We start from the raw sequence: 2,239 nt of genomic DNA, 5'->3' as shown, positions 1-2,239 counted from the left end.
GATTTATCAAGAGCCGTGTGCGAGGCCCGCATGCACGGTTCTGTGAGAGGAAAGACCTCAGAAAAAAATATTTCTGAGGTTCACCTACTCGATATATGTTTTGTATAATTAAAGAATGATATATTACTTGAAAGTGAGGAGTTTTTATGGCTAGAGAGTTTAAACAATGGTTGGAGACCTTTAGAGAAAGTATTTCAAATTATGAGTATTATGTGGATTTTAAAAAGGTTTTTAATAATGTTAACGATATGAAAATAGAATTGAATATTTTAAATTCATTAATAGGCTCTAAGGATATAGAAAATGATTTTGAAAATATAATAAATAAATATCCAGAAACTTTAAAATGTATACCTATTTTATTAGCTGTTAGAAATAGTGAAATTTTTGCTATGGATGAAGAAGGGAGTTATAAGTACAACTTCAAAAAAGCTACTCAAACTGTAGAAGAATATAAAAATTTTATGAGAAAGACAGGGTTATTTGATTTATTAACAAATCATGATATAACGAATCTAGTTGACTATGTGACTGGAATAGAGACAGGCCTTGATTCTAATGGTAGAAAGAATCGTGGTGGACACTTAATGGAAGATTTAGTTGAAAGTTATTTAAAAAAAGAGGATAATCTTGAATACTATAAAGAAATGTATTCTAAAGATTTAGAAGCAAAGTGGGGATTAGATTTAGCTCCTTTATCAAATGGAGGAAAGACATTAAAGAGATTTGACTTTGTTGTTAAGACAGATAAGTACGTTTATGCTATTGAAACTAATTTCTATGCAAGTAGTGGATCAAAGTTAAATGAAACTGCAAGAAGCTATAAAATGATTGCTGAAGAGTCTAAGAAAATTCCAGGGTTCAAATTTGTTTGGTTTACAGATGGATATGGATGGAATTCTGCTAAGAAAAATTTAGAAGAAACTTTTGATGTTTTAGATACTATGTATAATATAGCCGATTTAGAGAATGGCATTTTAAAAGAATTAATAAAATAGGTAAAAGTGTTTTTGGAGGAATAACTATGTTTTACAATAGGTTAGAAGAGAGACTGGTGAAAATATTTAAGGATAATGATTTTATAGGAGCTATGCGTAGAAATGAAGAGAAGTTTATACCAGTTAAGAATAAGTATGATTTAGATTTACAAATAAAGTATCCTGGATATAAAGCTGAGATTAGAAATGGAAAAGTTATATATGATTATAGAGTAGATTATAATAGTATACCAATATCTCATGTTAATGTTGTTGTAGATTTATATAATAAGATTGTACAAGCTCCTCAGTTAAGGGAATTATATCGTGAATTTTTAGTTGATATTTCTAGAAATGGTTGGGGGATAAACCTTGATAAGTATAAAGGATTAGATGAAGTAAAAATTAAAAATCCAAGTGAGGAATTATTAAATCATATAACTGTAATTCATAATGGATTAAACAAGTCATATAACAGAATAGGTAATGAAGGAAAAGTTTATTCTACATGTGAGTTAGCTTATTTTATTTCATTAATAGTAATGCAGGAAGATATAAATTATCCAATGCCACGTTATGAAGGAAGAAGAATGAGCTTTTATAGATATTTAGAAGCTATAAATGGGAAGGATTTATCTCATGTAATACGAAGAACTTTATCACATACACGTCCACCATTATTAGATGGTATTAACTATAAGGAAATTATAGAGTTACCAAGTTATGTGTAGATGGGATTTTGAGGCGTAAAGAGATTTATTTAAAAGGAGTTCTCTAATTTTTATGTATTTCTAATAAAGTTATTTTTTGTATTTTTATTTAAGTTGTAAATACAATTATTTACATATATCTAATTTGGTGTAAAAATTGATATATAAAAGTTGAGGAGGAGATATTATGCCATACAAAGATGAATGGGCTAAGTGTCCTAAGTGTTCTAAAGAAGCTAATAGTTTAGAGCAGATAGAAGAATTGTTTGGATATAGAAATATGGGTGATGGGAGAGTAATACCACAGTCATATTGTAAAGAATGCAGGCGAGATGGACTGAAAAATAAATAATATTTGTAATAAGGAACTTAGATAGGATAAACTTATTTAAGTTCTTTTTATTAGTATTAGATTTGTAAGCGTAAAAGTTTTTGGCGTCTTTTATTGCTTCAAAAATAGTAATAAAATATCCCTATAAAGTTATTGAGATTTACATCATACCTGAGCCTGTAAATAATTTTGTGTATTCTTATCTTTTTCTTAGAAATAAT

At 28.0% G+C, this 2,239-nt stretch carries 3 protein-coding genes; all 3 read left to right on the top strand.

What is annotated here, in order from left to right; translation table 11 throughout:
- Window positions 1-146 precede the first annotated feature (146 nt).
- The 3 genes from BM384_RS16815 to BM384_RS17845 all read left to right on the top strand — a co-directional run bounded on the left by BM384_RS16815 (window position 147) and on the right by BM384_RS17845 (window position 2,039).
- A complete protein-coding gene (locus tag BM384_RS16815; protein ID WP_090015383.1) occupies window positions 147-998 on the top strand; it encodes a type II restriction endonuclease in 852 nt (283 codons plus the stop codon).
- A 26-nt stretch (window positions 999-1,024) separates the two neighbouring features.
- A complete protein-coding gene (locus BM384_RS16810; RefSeq protein ID WP_090015381.1) occupies window positions 1,025-1,708 on the top strand; it encodes a hypothetical protein in 684 nt (227 codons plus the stop codon).
- A gap of 166 nt (window positions 1,709-1,874) precedes the next feature.
- Window positions 1,875-2,039 carry a hypothetical protein gene (locus BM384_RS17845; RefSeq protein ID WP_175537446.1) on the top strand — a complete coding sequence of 55 codons (165 nt, stop codon included), beginning with the start codon at window positions 1,875-1,877 and terminating at the stop codon, window positions 2,037-2,039.
- The last annotated feature ends 200 nt before the right edge of the window (window positions 2,040-2,239 follow it).

It is taken from the genome of Clostridium sp. DSM 8431, assembly GCF_900116755.1.
Lineage (GTDB): Bacteria > Bacillota > Clostridia > Clostridiales > Clostridiaceae > Clostridium.
Note: the sequence above shows the minus strand (reverse complement) of the source record. Positions and strands in the feature narration are given on the sequence as shown.

What these genes read in the sequence shown, in the direction of transcription:
- BM384_RS16815 (WP_090015383.1), top strand. Translation starts at nt 147, where the DNA reads ATGGCTAGAGAGTTTAAACAATGGTTGGAGACCTTTAGAGAAAGTATT.
- BM384_RS16810 (WP_090015381.1), top strand. Translation starts at nt 1,025, where the DNA reads ATGTTTTACAATAGGTTAGAAGAGAGACTGGTGAAAATATTTAAGGAT.
- BM384_RS17845 (WP_175537446.1), top strand. Translation starts at nt 1,875, where the DNA reads ATGCCATACAAAGATGAATGGGCTAAGTGTCCTAAGTGTTCTAAAGAA.